17 protein-coding genes are annotated in these 16,424 nt (G+C 59.6%); 8 read left to right on the top strand and 9 right to left on the bottom strand.

The window, feature by feature from the left end:
- The 5 genes from IIA05_10880 to rpoH form a co-directional block, all read left to right on the top strand.
- Positions 1-1,511: hypothetical protein (locus IIA05_10880; protein ID MCH9027608.1), on the top strand; the 1,511-nt coding region annotated here is incomplete at its 5' end.
- A gap of 101 nt (positions 1,512-1,612) precedes the next feature.
- Complete coding sequence (gene ftsY, locus IIA05_10875) at positions 1,613-2,593, top strand: signal recognition particle-docking protein FtsY (GenBank protein MCH9027607.1); 981 nt, start codon at positions 1,613-1,615, stop codon at positions 2,591-2,593.
- Positions 2,590-3,279 (top strand): cell division ATP-binding protein FtsE, encoded by a 690-nt coding sequence (gene ftsE, locus IIA05_10870; GenBank protein MCH9027606.1) that lies wholly within the window; start codon positions 2,590-2,592, stop codon positions 3,277-3,279. Before ftsY ends, ftsE begins: the two co-directional genes overlap by 4 nt.
- Positions 3,266-4,234, top strand: a complete 969-nt coding sequence (ftsX, locus tag IIA05_10865; protein ID MCH9027605.1) for a cell division protein FtsX — start codon at positions 3,266-3,268, stop codon at positions 4,232-4,234. The genes ftsE and ftsX overlap by 14 nt, the downstream gene beginning before the upstream one ends.
- Before the next feature lie 130 nt (positions 4,235-4,364).
- Positions 4,365-5,228 (top strand): RNA polymerase sigma factor RpoH, encoded by an 864-nt coding sequence (gene rpoH / locus IIA05_10860; protein MCH9027604.1) that lies wholly within the window; start codon positions 4,365-4,367, stop codon positions 5,226-5,228.
- A 9-nt stretch (positions 5,229-5,237) separates the two neighbouring features.
- Here the strand turns inward: rpoH and IIA05_10855 are convergent, their stop codons facing one another.
- A complete protein-coding gene (locus tag IIA05_10855; GenBank protein MCH9027603.1) occupies positions 5,238-5,909 on the bottom strand; it encodes an OmpA family protein in 672 nt (223 codons plus the stop codon).
- A gap of 79 nt (positions 5,910-5,988) precedes the next feature.
- Positions 5,989-6,522, bottom strand: coding sequence for a PaaI family thioesterase (locus IIA05_10850; protein MCH9027602.1), 534 nt, complete (start codon positions 6,520-6,522; stop codon positions 5,989-5,991).
- A gap of 96 nt (positions 6,523-6,618) precedes the next feature.
- Between IIA05_10850 and IIA05_10845 the strand changes: the two genes are divergently transcribed.
- Entirely contained in the window at positions 6,619-7,086 is a 468-nt protein-coding gene (locus IIA05_10845; protein ID MCH9027601.1) for a DUF962 domain-containing protein, read from the top strand.
- On the opposite strand, the gene IIA05_10840 is transcribed toward IIA05_10845, so the two are convergent.
- Positions 7,083-8,381: an NADP-dependent malic enzyme gene (locus IIA05_10840; GenBank protein ID MCH9027600.1), complete on the bottom strand. Its 1,299-nt coding sequence runs from the start codon at positions 8,379-8,381 to the stop codon at positions 7,083-7,085. The two genes, IIA05_10845 and IIA05_10840, sit on opposite strands and share 4 nt — an antisense overlap.
- Before the next feature lie 116 nt (positions 8,382-8,497).
- Here IIA05_10840 and IIA05_10835 point away from each other — a divergent pair, with 116 nt between their 5' ends.
- Together IIA05_10835 and IIA05_10830 are read left to right on the top strand one after the other, a co-directional pair.
- Entirely contained in the window at positions 8,498-9,658 is a 1,161-nt protein-coding gene (locus IIA05_10835) for an acyl-CoA dehydrogenase family protein (protein ID MCH9027599.1), read from the top strand.
- A gap of 165 nt (positions 9,659-9,823) precedes the next feature.
- Positions 9,824-11,044: an MATE family efflux transporter gene (locus tag IIA05_10830; GenBank protein MCH9027598.1), complete on the top strand. Its 1,221-nt coding sequence runs from the start codon at positions 9,824-9,826 to the stop codon at positions 11,042-11,044.
- An 88-nt stretch (positions 11,045-11,132) separates the two neighbouring features.
- Here IIA05_10830 and IIA05_10825 read toward each other — a convergent pair whose 3' ends face one another.
- From IIA05_10825 to IIA05_10800, 6 genes are all read right to left on the bottom strand, one after another.
- Positions 11,133-11,705, bottom strand: a complete 573-nt coding sequence (locus IIA05_10825) for a class GN sortase (GenBank protein MCH9027597.1) — start codon at positions 11,703-11,705, stop codon at positions 11,133-11,135.
- A complete protein-coding gene (locus IIA05_10820; GenBank protein ID MCH9027596.1) occupies positions 11,702-13,852 on the bottom strand; it encodes a marine proteobacterial sortase target protein in 2,151 nt (716 codons plus the stop codon). The genes IIA05_10825 and IIA05_10820 overlap by 4 nt, the downstream gene beginning before the upstream one ends.
- A 132-nt stretch (positions 13,853-13,984) precedes the next feature.
- A complete protein-coding gene (locus IIA05_10815) occupies positions 13,985-15,313 on the bottom strand; it encodes a hypothetical protein (protein ID MCH9027595.1) in 1,329 nt (442 codons plus the stop codon).
- Positions 15,306-15,683 (bottom strand): hypothetical protein, encoded by a 378-nt coding sequence (locus tag IIA05_10810; protein MCH9027594.1) that lies wholly within the window; start codon positions 15,681-15,683, stop codon positions 15,306-15,308. The genes IIA05_10815 and IIA05_10810 overlap by 8 nt, the downstream gene beginning before the upstream one ends.
- Positions 15,676-15,984 (bottom strand): hypothetical protein, encoded by a 309-nt coding sequence (locus tag IIA05_10805; protein ID MCH9027593.1) that lies wholly within the window; start codon positions 15,982-15,984, stop codon positions 15,676-15,678. Before IIA05_10805 ends, IIA05_10810 begins: the two co-directional genes overlap by 8 nt.
- Positions 15,977-16,381, bottom strand: coding sequence for a hypothetical protein (locus tag IIA05_10800; protein ID MCH9027592.1), 405 nt, complete (start codon positions 16,379-16,381; stop codon positions 15,977-15,979). Before IIA05_10800 ends, IIA05_10805 begins: the two co-directional genes overlap by 8 nt.
- Between the last annotated feature and the right edge of the window lie 43 nt (positions 16,382-16,424).

Raw genomic sequence — 16,424 nt, 5'->3', positions numbered from 1 at the left:
CCACGCTGGATGGCCTGCGGCAACTGATCGGCGCTCACCTGGCGATCGCCGGGGCGATCGGCATGAACCCGGCAGCGATTATTTCCAGCGCCAATTTCCGCACCCAGTCGATCGGCAACGTCATGGCCGCGGCTGCAGCCCAGACAGTGGGTCAGGGCGCCGTGGTCGGACCATTCCCGGGTGCCGCGGTGCCGGGGTGTCCGTTCCCAATTCTGAGCACGGCCTGCCTGGGGTTGCCGAGCGGTAATGCCGACATCTATGTCGGCCAGCTTTTTGTCGATTACTACGCCGATACGCCGGCAACCGGTGACCCGGTCAGCTCGTTCTGGACCGGGGCGCCTTTCACTTTGGACCCAACGGCCACGCCGACCAATTTTGTCCATCGCTTCAACCCGGTCCCGGTCGCAACAGCCACCTTTGGTATACCGCTGATGATGACCGTGCCCAACGCCGCCTCGGCCTGGATGCAGGCAGTTGGCGCACCACCGCCAGGCGGTTGGCCGGTCGTTGTTTTTGCGCATGGCATAACCCGCAACCGCACCGATATGCTGGCACTGGCCGAACCATTTGCAGATGCTGGTTTCGTCGTGGTGGCGATCGATCACCCGTTGCACGGGCTGACCGAGCCGAACCCATTGGTTGACCCGATAGCGATATTCTTCCAGGCAGGTGCCGAACGTACCTTTGACCTCGATGCCATCGACAACGCGACGTTCGCCCCCGTTCCTGACGGGCTGGTCGATCCGTCTGGTTTCCATGCCTTCCTGAACCTGGGCAACCCGCTGACTATCCGCGACGCGTGGCGCCAGGGCGCGGTCGATCTGATCGCACTGGCCCGCACGATCGGCATCATAGATGTCGATGGCAACGGCAGCGCCAACGATGCGGCGGATCTCGATGGCAATCGCGTGCATTTTGTCGGCCAGTCGCTGGGCAGCATGATCGGCATCAATGCGTTGACCCACCACAACAATGACTTCGTGTCAGCGACACTGGGCGTCCCCGGCGGCCTGATTCTGCAACTGGCCCTGGATTCGCAATCCTTCGGCGCGCTGGTTACCGGAGCGCTTGCGGCACAGGGCCTGACACCGGGCACATCGTTGTTCAATAACACCCTCCGTGACATGCAAACCGCTATCGATGGGGCCGATCCGTGGAATTTCGCGGCCGGAGCCCTGGGCCAGCCGGTACATATGATCGAGGTCATCGGCGACGCGACCGTACCCAACAGCGCGACCGAGCGCCTGATCGACGTCATGGGGCTATCCGGCATCTCGGCTGCGGCCTGTGGTGGAGCGGCCCCCTGTCCGAACTTCGTCTCACAGGGTGTGGTTCGTTTCACCGAAGGCAGCCATGGCTCGCAGCTCGATCCCACGGCCAGCCTCGCCGCAACCATCGAGATGATGACGGAGACCGTGGTCTTCCATGCCGGGAACGCGGCTGCCGGAATACCCGGTGGGGGCCTGGTTATCTTGATCAGTAATCCGGCGGTGGTTTCCACCCAGCCATAGAACTGCGTACGTAGGACAAAAAAGGGCGGCCTTTGGGCCGCCCTTTTTTATTCCTGCCCGCGACTGGTTAGCATTAACAGAGGTTAGTAAACTCTACACCGATGCTAAAACGAAAATCCTACGCAGCCACGGATGAGTCACGACAGAACCCGGCAGGGTTTTTGCAGCGAGTGCGGCAACGCCTTAATAAAGGTGACTCCTGGCTGACTCGCGATATCACCGACTTTGTCCCGGGCGGCAAGATCGATGACGAGGTCATGGAGGAACTGGAAACACGGCTGCTGCTGGCCGATGTCGGCGTGGATGCAACCCGCGAGGTTATCGATGCGCTAAACCAGCGAGTCGTGCGCAAGGAACTGAAGGATCTGGATGCGCTGCTGGCCGCGCTGGAAGAAAGCCTGTTCGAGATTCTTGTGCGGTGCGAGCAACCGTTGTCGATACCGCGCGGCACGGGGCCGTTCACGATCCTGGTCGTTGGCGTCAACGGTGCGGGCAAGACCACGACCATCGGCAAGCTGGCCAGGCGGCTGACCGGCGATGGCTATCGCGTGATGCTGGCCGCGGGCGATACATTCCGCGCAGCCGCGACCGAGCAACTCCAGGTCTGGGGCGCAAGAAACAACGTCCCGGTGATTGCTCAAAACCCGGGCGCCGACCCGGCCGCGGTAATTTTCGACGCGATGGCGGCAGCGAAAGCGCGTGGCATCGATGTGCTTTTGGCCGACACGGCCGGCCGCTTGCAGAGCCAGTCGCACCTGATGGAAGAACTAAGGAAAATCCGTCGGGTCATGCGCAAGGCCGACGCCGATGCGCCGCAGGAAACCCTGCTGGTCCTTGACGCGGGCCTCGGCCAGAACGCCCTGTCGCAGGCGCGGCAGTTTGACGAGGCGATCGGGCTGAGCGGCCTGGTGGTTACCAAGCTGGATGGCACGGCCAAGGGTGGAATTGTCGTGGCGCTGGCACAGACAATGTCGCTGCCGCTGCGCTTCATCGGCGTCGGTGAATCTGCCGGGGATCTCGGGCCTTTCGATGCCAGGACATTTGCCCGCACGCTCGTGGCAGGCCCGGGAGGAAGTGCGTGATCACGCTGGAGCATGTCAGCAAGCGATATCCTGGCGGTAGCGAAGCCTTGTCCGAGCTGAGTCTCGGCATCGAAAAAGGCGAGATGGTTTTCCTGACCGGTCATTCGGGCGCCGGCAAGAGTACGCTTTTGAAGTTGCTGGCGCTGATCGAAAGACCGACCCGAGGGCAGGTAATCGTCAACGGACAAAACACTGCCAGGGTCAGCCGCCGCCGGATACCCGCGTACCGCCGAAAAATCGGCATGGTTTTCCAGGATCACAAACTTCTGCTGGATCGCACTGTGTTCGACAATGTCGCCTTGCCTTTGGTGATCGCCGGCATGGGCCGGCGGGAAACCGCGCGACGGGTGAGGGCCGCCATCGACCAGGTTGGTCTGCTGAGCAAGGAGAAACTGCTGCCTATGGCGCTGTCCACGGGTGAGCAGCAAAGAGTCGGCATCGCCAGGGCGGTCGTTAGCAAACCCGACCTTTTGATCGCGGACGAACCGACCGGCAACCTGGATCCGGAGCTGTCGCTCGAGATCATGAATCTGTTTGCTCGCTTTAACGAAGTCGGCGTCACCTTGTTGATCGCCAGCCACAATATCGAACTGATCCGGCGGATGGGCAAAAGACGAATCGTTTTGCACGAGGGCCGCCTGCAGGACGACAGCGAAGCGGCGGGGTCACTTCATGGCGCGGTCTAGAAGTCCGCGCGGCGGTAAAATCGGTATCCCGGGCCGCGTGCTGGGTTACCTGCTCAGGCATGTGCAAAACCTGCTGGGTGCGCTCGGTGGATTATGGCGTCAGCCGCTTGCCAGCCTGATGACCGTATCGGTCATCGGTATTGCGCTTTCCATGCCGGCGGGTTTGCACCTGATGGTCGAAAACGGCCGCGCATTGAGCGGCGGCTGGGAAAGCACGCTGGAATGGTCGGTTTACCTGAAGCCGGGCGTCAGCGAGCGCCGGGCGCAGACGCTGGCGAAGGAATTGGAAGGCCGGCCTGGAATCGAAAAAGTCACCGTTATTACCGCGGATCAGGCGCTGGAGGAATTCCGCATCGGCTCCGGTTTTGGCGAGGCGCTGGAACTGCTCACCGACAATCCCCTGCCAAATGTGCTGGTCGTTCAGCCGTCGGCCGACTCCGAAAGCGCCGGTCAGACGACGCAGCTCGCAGACGAGTTGAAAAAGCTTGGCGATGTCGACCTGGTGCAACTCGACACAGCCTGGGTCCACCGTTTTCACGCCATTCTGGATACGGTGCGCCGCGCGGTAACCCTCGCTTCCGCAGTCCTTGCCCTGGGCGTGTTGCTGATCGTCGGCAATACCATCCGGCTGGATATCCTGAACCGGCGCCAGGAAATCGAGGTGGCCAAGCTGGTTGGCGCCAGTGACGCATTCATTCGCAGGCCGTTTCTTTATCTCGGTCTTTGGTATGGAGTCGGCGGTGGGATCCTGGCGGTGGCGCTGGTCCAGTTAGTCGGGTTTTTGCTGAAAGAGCCGGTGAGCCGGGTCGCGGGCCTCTATGGCAGCGATTACCGGCTGTTGAGCCTCGCCGCGGACGAGGCAGGGCTTCTGCTGCTTGCGGGCGCGGTTCTGGGTTGGTTGGGATCGTGGATTGCGGCATCGCGGCATTTGCGCGACATGGATCCGGAATTCTGATCTTGTTTCCGTAACTCATTGTTTTTCCGTTCTTTTAATTATTAGTCTGGCCGGAACCTGCGATGAATTTAGCACTCTAAGCAATAGAGTGCTAAAATACTGGTGTCGTTTTGGGAGGAACAGTTTGACGATGAGTAACGCCCTGTTGGTGAAAAATTTCGCCCTGACCAGCCCGGCCGCTGCCGGCAGCCTGGATCAGTATTTGCAGACTATTGGCAAGATCCCGGTGCTTTCGCGCGATGAAGAGCAAAGTCTCGCGCGCCGACTGCGCGACCATGGTGATCTCGAGGCCGCGCGTATGCTGGTTGTTTCGCATTTGCGTTTTGTCGTCCATATTGCCAAGGGCTATACCGGTTATGGACTTCCCATAGGCGACCTGATCCAGGAAGGCAACGTCGGCCTGATGAAAGCGGTCAAGCGATTCGATCCGGATGTCGGCGTGCGCATGGTTTCATTCGCCGTCCACTGGATTCGCGCGGAAATACATGAGTTTGTCCTGCGCAACTGGCGGCTGGTCAAAGTGGCAACCACCAAGGCGCAGCGCAAACTGTTTTTTAATCTGCGCAAAGCCAAGAAAAATCTCAACTGGTTGAGCCAGGACGAAGCAAAGGCAGTCGCGGACGACCTTGGGGTTTCGACCCGTGAAGTTTACGAAATGGAGAAACGCCTGTCGGCGCGTGATCTGTCCCTGGATCCGGCGCCCGATGCCGGTGACGAGGAAAGCTATTCGCCGGCCGCTTATCTGCCCAGCCCGACTCCCGACCCGGCGCAACTGGTCGAGCAGGAAGACTGGCAGCAGCAGTCCAGCATGCAACTGGCCGAAGCTATGGAAACGCTGGATGAACGCAGCCGCGATATTCTGCAGCGCCGCTGGCTGACCGATGAAAAAGAAACCTTGCACGAACTGGCCGATGAATACGGCATCTCCGCGGAGCGGGTTCGCCAGGTCGAGGTAGCTGCGATCGGCAAATTGCGCCAAGCGATGGCAGATTGACCCAATTTTTTAGCCGGTTATCGGCACCAGCGTCAACTCGACGCGGCGATTCAATAACTGGCCTTCACTGGTCGAGTTATCTGCCACTGGCATGTCTTCGCCCAGCCCCACGGTAATAATCCGCAATGGCATCACGCCCTGGCTTTCCAGGTAGCTGGCAACTGCTCCGGCGCGGCGCTCCGAGAGACTCTGGTTGTAGGCGTTCGAGCCTCGACTGTCGGTGTGGCCGGCAACTTCGATCAGCGTCTTTTCGAACTCTTTGGTGACTTCGCTAACGCCGTCAAGCACGCGGAAGAAATCCCCGTTCAGGTTGGCGCTTGCGGTTTCGAATGTAATGTTACCTGGCATGTTGAGGGTGATGTTGTCACCGACACGGGTAACGCTAACCCCGGTACCCGCCATTTTCTGACGCAGCTTCGCTTCCTGAACATCCATGTAATAACCAATACCACCGCCGGCAAGGGCGCCTATACCAGCGCCAATCAACGCGTGCTGCCTGCGTTCGACCGCGCTGTCGCCGGTCACAAGCCCGACCACGGCGCCGGCGGCAGCGCCGATCAGCGCGCCCTTGGTCGCCTTGCTGGTCTGCGTTTCACCGGTATAGGGGTTGATGGTCTCACAACCGGCAACAAGAACTGCCACCAAAAACGTCATGGATATACGTGATAATCGGCTACTCATCGGAAATCCTCCCTGTTGTTCCAGCTTCATTGTATCGCTAAACGCTGAATGAACGATGAATGAACAGACCGCACACAGATCAGAATCCTTCCGTATCCGCTGGTGGCGTCGTCGCCTTGACATAACCACGCGGCCGTATCGCAACCGTGTTTTCGATATGCGTACACTGGGTGCCGTCGGTCAGGTAAAAACCGTATTCAAAGGTGGGGGTCGCCCGCCCCCGCTCCGCCAGTTCCGCCCGGATCTGCTCTTCCTGCTCCTTTTTCATGCTGAATCGCAACTCGAGATCGGTGCTCCCGCCGTGGCGAAAATCAATAGTCATCGCCCGGGTCCAGGGCGCGTATCCCGGGAACACCCGGGCGCACGCAAGCGCCGCAATCGGATCCGCAAGCGCCGCCTGGTAGCCGCCGAACATGACCCCGCCCGGGTTTCTTGAAATCGTATTCAACGGCAGCAGCATGCGAATTTCCCGCCAGTGTTCGCTGATTTCCAGCACCTTGATCCGCATCAGGAAAAAGGGCGGGTAAAGCTCCATCCGCCGGGCGTCGCTCAGAAAGCTGGAGTTGGCGAAATACTGCAGGACTCGCTGCCCCAGGGTCAGTCGTAGATTCATCCGTGCTCCTGATTTCAGATCCGATTTTTCACGTCCTGGACTTGCCCGCATCTCTTCCAGGACGTAGATTTAGCGTACCGATCGCAGGAGATTATCATGCGCCCAGCCGACGACTGGTTCAACGATTATGGCGAAAGCCATCAGAACCCGACCAACAAGACCATCCACTGGATTTGTGTACCGTTGATCCTGCTGACGGTGCTCGGCATGCTCTGGGCGGCGCCGGTACCTGCCGCGATGGCCAGCCTGTCATCGTGGCTAAACTGGTCCACCGTCGTCATGGTCCTCGCCCTGGTTTATTACTTCGCTTTGTCTCCCTCGCTGGGAGCGGGAATGAGCGTCGTGCTGGCGCTGTTTGCCTATATCCTGCACACGCTGGAAGCCGCCGGGTTACCCATGTTGACTGCATCGGTCAGCGTATTTGTCCTGGCCTGGATAGGCCAGTTTGTCGGTCATCGTATCGAAGGCAAGAAACCCAGCTTTTTCAAGGATATCCAGTTCCTGATGATCGGTCCGATCTGGTTGCTCGGATTTATATACCGCCGCCTGGGTGTGAGGTACTAGCGCGATCCGCTGACCACCTCGGCTACCGCCGCCGCCACCTTGTCATGCACATCGATATCCAGCGCATCCGGGACCAGGTCATCCGGCCCGGCCAGGTCCGCTAGCGTATGCGCCGCCGCCAGCAACATTTCCCGGGTGAAGGTTTTGGCCCTGGCCGCCAATGCACCCTTGAACAGCCCCGGAAAGCCGAGCACATTGTTGATGCCCTTGCCATCGGCGGCAAAAGCCGCGCCCTGTTCAAGTGCAACGATCGGTTCGATTTCCGGATCGGGATTGGACAGGGCCAGGATCACCTGGCCGTCCCTGACCCACTCGGGCTTGATCAGGTTTTTGACTCCGCTGGTCGCGATGACAAAATCGGCGCGCGCCATCAATTCCTCGATAGTGACCGCTTTGCCGCCGAGTTTCTCAAGCCGTTGCCGGGCATCGGCTTTGAGATCCGTGCCGAGAACCTCGCAGCTGCCCTGGGCCTTCAACAAGCTGACGATGCCGATACCGGCGGCGCCAAGGCCGATCTGCCCGATGACAGCTCCCGGCAAGTTTTTGCCTACCCTCTTGGTGGCATTGATCAGCGCGGCCAGCGCCACCACGGCGGTACCATGCTGATCGTCATGCAGGACCGGAATATCCAGTCTTTGCTTTAACTGTCGCTCAATCTCAAAGCACTCGGGCGCCCTGATATCCTCCAGTTGTATGGCTCCGAACGACGGCGCCATGGCCTCGATGGTATCCACGATTTTTTGCGGGTCCTTAATGTCCAGCAATATCGGCACCGCCGACAACCCCGCCAACTCCGCGAACAAGGCGGCCTTGCCCTCCATGACTGGCATCCCCGCCACTGGCCCGATATCGCCCAGACCCAGTATCGCAGTGCCGTTAGTCACCACCGCGACCGTCTTGTGGATATTGGTATATAGCCACGCCTTCTCTGGATTATCCTGTATTGCCAGGCAAACACGGGCCACGCCCGGCGTGTAAATATCGCGCAGGATTTGCAGTGACGATATGCGGACCCGCGACCTGGTCTCGATTTTTCCGCCGAGATGACGATCGAAGACCCGATCCGACTTGCCAAGAAATCGGGCGTTAGGCAATGCGTCAATTTTCTGGAACAGACTGCGATCAGTCTCCTCATCCATTTCCAGCGTGATTTCCCAGACCGTTTTGCCTTGCTCGCGGCGCAACGACTGCAGGTGTTCCACCACCAGGCCATCATCGGCTATGACCTGCAAAATGCTGGCCAGACTGCCGGCTTTCTGCACAGATTCAATAACCAGTATCTCGGGGATTTTCATGGGGGTCTCCGCTTTCGACTGCCTGCAGCTAATGCTTTGCCGGGCCTATTAAACTGCCGCTTCAATGCCCTGGCAAATGCGGTATTATTGCGCGCCTTGCAAGGCAGGAGTTCACCGTGGCTCTCAATCCCCTGGATTTGTACAACATTCGCGATCAGCTGTCAGAGGACGAGCAGCTGGTGCAGGACAGCGTCGGCCGTTTTGTCGACGAAAAAGTTTTGCCGATCATCGGCAAGTGCTTTGAAGAGAGTCGCTTCCCCGACGAACTGGTTCCGGAAATGGCCGGCATGGGCCTGCTGGGCAGCTCACTCGAAGGATACGACTGCGCCGGCCTGAATGCCGTCAGTTATGGCCTGATCTGCCAGGAGCTCGAGCGTGGCGACAGCGGGTTACGCTCGTTTGCCTCGGTGCAAAGCAGCCTGGTCATGTACCCGATTCATGCCTTTGGCAGCGAAGAGCAGAAACAGAAGTGGCTGCCACCGCTGGCCCGGGCCGAGGCGATCGGCTGTTTCGGCCTGACCGAGCCACATGGTGGATCGGACCCGTCGAACATGAAAACGACCGCAAAAAAAGACGGCGATCACTGGATTCTGAACGGCTCCAAGATGTGGATCACCAACGGCAATGTGGCCGATATCGCCGTGGTCTGGGCGGACACCAAAGACGGCATCCGCGGGTTTATAGTCGAAAAGGACATGGAAGGATTCTCCGCAGAGGAAATCAAGCACAAGTTTTCGCTGCGTGCATCGGTGACCTCCAACTTGTTCTTCGACAAGGTCCGGGTGCCCGATGCCAATCGTTTGCCTGATGCGAAAGGTCTCAAGGGCCCGCTTAGCTGCCTGACCCAGGCGCGTTATGGCATCACCTGGGGAGTGATCGGCGCGGCCCAGGCCTGCCTGCAGGAAGTGCTGGATTACACCGGGACCCGCGTCCTGTTCGGCAAACCGCTCAACCAGACGCAGACCATACAAATACGCCTGGCCGACATGGCTCGCCGCATTACCGGCGCGCAACTGATTTCCTTGCATCTCGGGCGCCTCAAAGACGCCGGTAAAATGATGCCTGCGCAGGTATCGCTGGCCAAGTGGAACAATGTGCGCATGGCCCTCGATATCGCGCGCGATGCGCGAGACATGCTCGGTGGCGCGGGCATCAGCGCCGAGATGTCGGCGATACGGCACATGCTCAACCTCGAAAGCGTGATTACTTACGAGGGCACCGAGACCGTGCACCAGCTAACGATCGGCAAGGAACTGACCGGCGTCAGCGCCTTCTGAATCGTTGCCGAGCGATCGGGTTCGAACTGCGTGGATCCGGCAATGCTGCAACCCGCACAAGATGGCTGAATCCCGGTGAAGCTCGCAAACCAGAAAGAGCACCGTAATGTCTTGCGGATCGCAGCGCCGCTGATTCTTTCCAATATTACCGTGCCGCTGCTTGGCATGGTGGATACGGCGGTGATGGGCCATTTGCCCGATGCGCGTTATCTGGGCGCCGTCGCAATCGGCGCGACAATTTTCAGTTTCCTGTTTATCGGCTTCAACTTCCTGCGCATGGGTACAACCGGCGTGACCGCCCAGGCCCATGGAGCGGGAGACGATGACCGCATCCGCGCGGGGCTCGGCCAGGCCGCGCTGCTCGCGGTCGGCATCGGCGCGCTGCTGATATTGTTGCAACACCCGTTGCGTGAAGCGGCCATGTGGCTGTTGAGCCCGGACGCGGAGATCCTGCCCGAAGCCAGCATCTATTTCTCGATCAGGATCTGGGGCGCGCCGTTTACGCTGCTCAACTTCGCCCTGATCGGCTGGTTTATCGGCATGCAGTCGGGGCGCGGGCCGCTTTACCTGATGCTGACGATCAACCTCAGCAATATCTTGCTCGATCTGTTGTTCGTGATCGGCATCGGCATGACCGCCGACGGCGTGGCGCTGGCCTCGGTCATCGCCGAGGCTTGCGGCAGCGGTCTGGGCTTATGGCTGGCGGCGCGCCTGCTGCGTAACCGTCCGGGACGCTGGTCACGCGAGAACCTGGGCGACTGCGTCGCGCTCAAACACCTGGTGCATGTCAACAGCAACCTGCTGGTGCGCACGCTGAGCCTGATGTTCGCGTTCGGCTTCCTGATCGCACAAAGCTCCCGCCAGGGCCAGATCATCCTCGCGGCCAACGCCGTGTTGATGCAGTTCCAGTACCTGATGGCCTACGCCCTGGACGGTTTCGCCAACGCGGCCGAGGCGCTGGTCGGCAAAGCGATCGGCAAGCGCGACCGCAAAGCGTTTGGCCGGGCGGTCCGCGTGTCGCTGATCTGGTCGTTGCTGGTCGCGGCGATATTTTCGCTGGTCTTTTTGTTGTTCGGTCGCGGCATCGTCAATCTGCTGACCACGCTGCCGGCCGTCCGCGAAGCGATCTATCTGTATCTGCCATGGATGATCGTCTCGCCGCTGCTGTCGGTCTGGAGTTTTCTTTACGATGGCGTCTATGTCGGTGGCACGCGTGCACGAGAGATGCGCAACACCATGTTGTTCAGCGTGTTGATGATTTACCTGCCGGCGTTTTATTTGCTGCAGCCGCTGGGCAACCATGGATTGTGGCTGGCTTTCATGCTGTTCATGTGCGCCCGCGGCATTTCCATGCATTATCTCTATAAACGCATCAACTGGTGCTAAAAAAAAGCCGGTGGGCGGACCCACCGGCAAGGCCTGCTGTTTCGCTGGGATTGCCGGGAAGCAGGAAACCCGTGAGGATTCGTTGTTCCTAAAGAATGGCCAGCGCCGGTACCGGTTCCGCGGTGACCACCAGCCTGAGCGGCCCACCCGGTACCTGCGCATCCAGCGGGTAACAAGTCACCAGCGTCAGCAGCCGGTCTTCAGTCCATAGATTAAGCTCGGCTTCCGCGCTGTTTACGACCTGGATATCGGTGACCTGCAACCAGAAACTGTCTGTAGTAGTTTCCAACAGCAACCGGTCGGTGACCGTTAGATCGCCGAGGAACGCGAAATGGGTGTCGCGATGACCGCCGATCACGCTGTTGCCCGCGCCGCCGGGACGTTCCGTACCGTCCATATGGCCCGGACCGAAAGCCAGCGTCCGCCCCGACCCGCCAGCGAGGACGATCAGATCGACGCCGTGGTCGGGCGCACGCAGACGTGCGACCGGCCAGGTATCCGCCCAGGGCCACGCTTTGACCTGGCGCTCGCCAGCCAGTGTGCGTTGCCAGGCCTGCTGCAACAGGTGTTGCGCCAGCGCCGCCTTGGCGGGGATCCAGGCCGCGTTGAGCAGGCAAATGAACGCGGCAACAATCAGCGACTTGCCAATCCACCGGTTCATGCGATTGTCCGCCGCTGGTCCAGCGTCAGCCAGGTAATCCCCAGCAGCAACAGCGCAAGGCCGGCCCAACGCCACAGGGCGGCCGGTGTAGCCGTGTTCGGGAATCCCGGGCTGGCCAGGTTGCGTGGCCTGACATTGGCGATTCGCAGGCTGGCAAGCCGGTTGCCTATTGGTCTGACCGGCGTGGATTCGACCGCCAGCAGGCTCGTGTAACGGCTGATCAGGCCGTGCTCCAGCGCAACCGCAGTGATTTCAGACCTGGCCGCATCGCGATCTCCGCTGGCAATCGCCTGGTCCTGCAGCGTTTCGATCTTGTGCCTGGCCCACAAGGCGGCGACGCCCGGCGCGTCCTGTTTTTCAGGCAGGGGTTTTTGCAGCGCCCAGTAACCGGCGCCGCCATCGCCGCTGATCAGCACATGATCGGGCAACCGGCTCAGTCTCGCCGATACGATCATCGGCTCGCCGGCATACAAATCCGGAATTTTCTCCGGCCACTGCTCGACGGCGATGTCTGCCGGCCAGTGTATGCGCACATTTTTCAACGCCGGTTTTTCCAGTCGCGCCAGCAGCGCGGCCATTTTTTCGCCTACGTTGCTGACGTTGTTGATATAGGTGTGCGTGCCGCGTCCGAAGCGCGCGGCTTTTTTCATGAACCACGAGTTGGGCGCCGGACCGATGCCGACCGTGAACAAGCGGCTGTCGCCGAGTTCTTTTTCGATCTGGGCGAACAACTGCGCTTCATTGCCAACCGCGCCATCGGTAATAAACACGACCTGGCGCAGGTAACCGGGGTTGTCCCGCGCACCGAGAGCGATCTCGAGCGCCGGCGCCATGTTGGTGCCGCCATCGGCTCTTAGTCCTCGGGTGTATCGACGGGCGCGCGCCACGTTGTCCGGGTCGGCGAGTACCGTGGCCGGGAACAAGGCCTCGGCGTTGGTGTTGAACTGGACCACGTTGAACAAGTCGCCGGGCGCCAGCGATTGCAATGCCCTGTCGACCGCCGCCCTGGCCTGTTCAATGGATTCGCCATGCATCGAACCGGAGGTGTCGATGACGATAATCAGTTCCCGGGGCAACGCCCGGACCTCGGCGACCGATGGCGGCAGAAACATCAGCAATGCATAGAGCTTCCCCCGCCACTGCTCGCTGAGCAAGAGCAGGTCTGGTTGTGCGCCGCTGGCCGGCCGCCAGCTCAGTTCGAAATCACGATCCATCGCCGCATAGCCGCCATCGACGAGTACGCTGACTTCGCTGGCGTGCCGATCGATGTTCAGGACGTGCGAGCCGCTGCGGATTTCCTGCGGCCAGCGATCACCGAGCAAGCGGACTTCGATGTTCGCGGTCGATGCCAGCAGACCGCTGACGTACGGTGTATCCAGACGATCCTCCCGGGTATCGAATACGAATGAAATCGGCTGCAAACTGGTGGTCAAAGACCCCAACAGATCAATTGCGCTTGTGCCAGGCGTAAACCGCGGCATCACTGTCATCGGCAGGCGTATCGAATATTCGCCATCTCGGTAATCAAGCGTTTCCAGGTAAGAAATCCGGATCGTAATCTCTTCGCCGGGCCCGATGTTCGCCAGGGCGAGCGAGAAAAGGTTGGCGCGTTTCTGCTCGACGACACCGGCGCGCCGACCCTCGCTTTTGGCCTGCTGATATTCCCGCCGTGCCGTTTGCTTTTCCTTGATCTGCCCTTCGATGGTGCGATCGCCAATGGTAATCAGCAACCGGTCCACCGCCGCATCGTCGGGCAGCGGGAAAAGGTAGCGCCCTTCGATCCACTCGTCGCTCGGGTTGATAAAACGTTGCGTGACCTCGACTCTCGCCAGTGGCCCGCTGACCGTCGCTGTCATTTCGTGAGATACGGCGGGTGCGATGAAGGGATATTCCCGGCTGCCGAGCAGTAGCGTGCCCGCGCCGGGATTGTTCAGATCCTGCGCGAACGCCGCATCCGGCTGCAGAAACAAGAACAAGCAAAGCGCCAGCCATCCCCAGCGCGCATCGTGGCGGCGCAAATAAACCAGGCGTGCCCTGGAAAGCCGCTGCCCCAGATCAGGCTGGTAGCGCCGCAGATGCCGACGCCAGCGATTTTGGCTCCCGCTTGCATACGGGAAGTTCGATGCGGGCCGAGTATTTCCTGACATTTGCTGTCCCCCATTGCAACTGTGGATAATTGCAACAGGAGGAAACGCCAGGCACCTGACGCATTGCCGTCAAAACGGTGATCAAAAGTGACAAATTGTGGCAGCCGAGATTTTGGTGCCGGTCAAGCGTCGCTAGTGCGTCAGATCGTCTGATACGATATCAGCCTCGGCACGGCTGATAATAATCTCCTCGATATTTTCGACTGCAAGCAGATTGTTGTTTCCATCGTAATATTCGGTGGTGTGCGGAAACCTGAAATCGCCTTCGTCGTAGAAATCGTCCATCACCATGACGTAAACCGGCGCTCCCGATGCGTCCAGTATTGTCGCCTTGACTAAATCGCCGGTGTGGCTGTCGATCAGGAGGTTCCAGCGCGTACCGCTGGCCTGTATCAGTTCCAGCCCCCAGGCCAGCACGTCGCCGTGCTTGTGCATGCCAATCTTCCGGGTCTCGTGGCCTTTGTCCTTCCATTCCACGACCGGATCATCGAATTCGAATGACTCGAGGAGAATTTTTTCCAGCGCGGCCGGTAGTCCCCTGTCGTCTCCTTCCGGGAGAGTTACCGTACTGCCATCGAAGCCGGCTGCCGAGACTTGCCCGTCCGAGCCTACGAGTCGGCTGATTCCCTGGCCACGCTGGCTATTGATTTGCAAGTCGAAAGTTTCCCCTGCAGCGGTTATCGTTCCGCTTCGCTCGATCGACTGTATGCTTTTCAGATTCAGGTAACCGCCACGGCCCCGGATGTGGGTGCCGATGGCTATGCCTTTTGGCTGCGCGATGTCAGGTATCACCAGACCGTCTGCGACTTGCTCCGCGGCAGATCTTGCCAACGGCGCATCGGCAAAAGACTCGGCATCGCCGACCAGGTCCATCATTTTTCGGGTTTCCACGGCAAAAACACTGGCATCGAGCATTAGCTCTTTTGGCAACGGTCCCAACTGATGCATCCAGAAATCAGGATACGGCGGCAGTTCGCCCTCCCAGACCACATCAGGCAGGTAAGCCATCCACACATCCCACATATAGAAATCGGTTTCCATGACCTTCTGGTAGAGCCGGCCGATGATCCCGCTGTCTTCCCAGTAATGATGAATCCTGGGACCGGCCAGTAACGGCAATACATCCTTGGCGTGCTTCTCTTTTGCGCCGAGCGTCGGTACATGGACGACAAAGGTCTCGAGCCGCCCGTCGTTCTGGCTCGCCGCAATAAATTCGTCATTCAGATCGGCCATACCGCGCAGGCATATGCCGCAGGTTGGACCGTTGATAAACAACAACCTGACCTGGCCGCGGTGGGCGTTGAAATCACTGCGCAGTTTTTCGAGGTCTGGTCCTATGACTGCGTAGCTCAGGTAGTCAGATGCTGCGGATTCCTCGGCACCAGAATTGCCGGTATCCTGGCCGCACGCAGCCAGCAACAAAACACTCGCGGCTACAGCCAGTACATTTCTTCTATTCATCGCGCAATCCCTCGGGGGTCGGGTCAATCAATATCCATTGCAGGTCATCGGCAAAAAAAGCGAGCACGATCATCGCGGCGGCAACCCATAACATTACTTTCAGCCATATCGTAGGCCCGGCGGGGCAGGTGCCGTCTTCACAAACCGGCTGCGGCCGGTAAACGCGCCAGAACGCCCAGGCCAGCATCGCCGCGGCGACGCCAAGAATGTAAGGGCGAAACGGTTGCCAGCGCGCCATCGTCACCGCGCCGGATACGCCAAACAGGACGACTGCCCACGGTCCGATACAACAAAGACCGATAAACGATGCGAAGGTGCTTATCCCGATGGCGCTGCCGGTAGTCGCGACGACCTTCTGGTCTTCATTCATCCTGCGTGCTCCGCCGCAGAAATTCGACAATGGTCTGCGTGTCCGGCACACCCAGGCCACCGCCATAGATCCGGCAACCGACGCCATCGCCGCCCTCGTGCCCGGTCACATCCCTGCCGTTGACCAGGATGGTCGGAGAGCCCCAGGATTTCAGTTCCTCCGCCGTCTGCTCCGCCATGACGTTAATGTTTTCATAATGATTGAGGCCGCATTCAGCCAATGCCTTCTCAAGTTCTGTCCGCGCCCTCGATTCCAGCGGGCAACCAGGGAAACTCAGAAACTGGACAATCGGCCTAGGCATCGGATTTAATTTCAGATTCGGCAAAATACTTCCCCCAGATCGCTTCGCTGACTATCCACACGGCGAACGCGCCCCACAGACCGATGTTGCCGATCAATTCCCATCCGCGTGGACCGCCGAAATCGACGAATCCAGTGCCATGCAACAGCGATGCCAGTGCGGCTAGCAAGAACCACGGCCCGGTAAACACACAGTGGACCCGCCGGCAACTCAATGCATTACGCACGCAAGCGGCGCCCATCACCAGGAAGGAAAGCGTCCAGACCACGGTCCTCGGCGTTTCTGACAGGTAATAAGCGCTCAGCAATATGGCGACGATGGGCAATCCGTTGACCACCAGCAGGCTTTTCAGATTGCCGGTGATGTCCGTTTTTACCGTTTTGCTTTGTTCATTCATAAAAAACACCCCGTCACTTACAAGAAATAACGAAACCAACCGT

The sequence above is a fragment of the Pseudomonadota bacterium genome, assembly GCA_022572885.1.
Taxonomy (GTDB): Bacteria; Pseudomonadota; Gammaproteobacteria; order Steroidobacterales; family MnTg04; genus MnTg04.
Note: the sequence above shows the minus strand (reverse complement) of the source record. Positions and strands in the feature narration are given on the sequence as shown.

Excerpts from the sequence above, each read along its gene's own strand:
- IIA05_10815 (MCH9027595.1), bottom strand. The coding sequence starts at position 15,313 with ATGAATAGAAGAAATGTACTGGCTGTAGCCGCGAGTGTTTTGTTGCTG.
- IIA05_10820 (MCH9027596.1), bottom strand. The coding sequence starts at position 13,852 with ATGTCAGGAAATACTCGGCCCGCATCGAACTTCCCGTATGCAAGCGGG.
- ftsY (MCH9027607.1), top strand. The coding sequence starts at position 1,613 with ATGCTAAAACGAAAATCCTACGCAGCCACGGATGAGTCACGACAGAAC.
- IIA05_10855 (MCH9027603.1), bottom strand. The coding sequence starts at position 5,909 with ATGAGTAGCCGATTATCACGTATATCCATGACGTTTTTGGTGGCAGTT.
- IIA05_10805 (MCH9027593.1), bottom strand. The coding sequence starts at position 15,984 with ATGCCTAGGCCGATTGTCCAGTTTCTGAGTTTCCCTGGTTGCCCGCTG.
- IIA05_10830 (MCH9027598.1), top strand. The coding sequence starts at position 9,824 with ATGGTGGATACGGCGGTGATGGGCCATTTGCCCGATGCGCGTTATCTG.
- IIA05_10825 (MCH9027597.1), bottom strand. The coding sequence starts at position 11,705 with ATGAACCGGTGGATTGGCAAGTCGCTGATTGTTGCCGCGTTCATTTGC.
- rpoH (MCH9027604.1), top strand. The coding sequence starts at position 4,365 with ATGAGTAACGCCCTGTTGGTGAAAAATTTCGCCCTGACCAGCCCGGCC.
- IIA05_10800 (MCH9027592.1), bottom strand. The coding sequence starts at position 16,381 with ATGAATGAACAAAGCAAAACGGTAAAAACGGACATCACCGGCAATCTG.
- IIA05_10845 (MCH9027601.1), top strand. The coding sequence starts at position 6,619 with ATGCGCCCAGCCGACGACTGGTTCAACGATTATGGCGAAAGCCATCAG.
- IIA05_10840 (MCH9027600.1), bottom strand. The coding sequence starts at position 8,381 with ATGAAAATCCCCGAGATACTGGTTATTGAATCTGTGCAGAAAGCCGGC.
- IIA05_10850 (MCH9027602.1), bottom strand. The coding sequence starts at position 6,522 with ATGAATCTACGACTGACCCTGGGGCAGCGAGTCCTGCAGTATTTCGCC.
- ftsX (MCH9027605.1), top strand. The coding sequence starts at position 3,266 with ATGGCGCGGTCTAGAAGTCCGCGCGGCGGTAAAATCGGTATCCCGGGC.
- IIA05_10810 (MCH9027594.1), bottom strand. The coding sequence starts at position 15,683 with ATGAATGAAGACCAGAAGGTCGTCGCGACTACCGGCAGCGCCATCGGG.